This window comes from Flavobacterium orientale, from assembly GCF_014638005.1.
GTDB lineage: Bacteria > Bacteroidota > Bacteroidia > Flavobacteriales > Flavobacteriaceae > Flavobacterium > Flavobacterium orientale.
Window position 1 is genome coordinate 1 of the sequence record NZ_BMFG01000049.1, and the last position, 528, is coordinate 528.

At 44.9% G+C, this 528-nt stretch carries 1 protein-coding gene; it reads right to left on the minus strand.

The annotated features are described in order from the left end of the window. The coding region (locus IEV15_RS14585; protein ID WP_188363268.1) for a transposase at positions 1-528 on the minus strand (528 nt) is incomplete at both ends.

A 528-nucleotide genomic window follows, 5' to 3' on the forward strand; every position in this document is an offset into this window, starting at 1 on the left:
CTGAGGTATATATGGTTCTGTTGCCTTTGGATTTCTTGCAGAGACTTCCAAGCGGACATCCATCACATCGTTGTGCTCTATATAATGTAATGACAGACACATAGCCGGAGTCACTTTTCGTTTGCCGTTGTCCACAAGGTTCCATGTGTTGTCCCATGGGGCAGACATAATAGTCATCATCCCTGTTGTAGTAGAAGTTCGCTTGGTTGAAGGCATCCTCCTTGAAAGGCTTATGCTGTTCCTTGTGAAACCAGTTGTACTTTACATAACCCATCATTTCTTCCATCTCTAGGTACTCGTAGTTCTCCTCCGAGCCATACCCTGAGTCTGCGGTGACGCTCTTGGATTGCTTTCCATATCTTTTCTTGTACTTATCCAAAAAAGGCTTGAAGGTCAGGGTGTATGTTGGATTGGGATAAAGGGCGAAATTCGTCCAATATTGATTCTCTGTCGCAATTTGAAGGTTATAGGCAGGCTTTGTCTGCCCATTGTTCATGGCATCTTCCTTGAGGCGCATGAAGGTCGCAT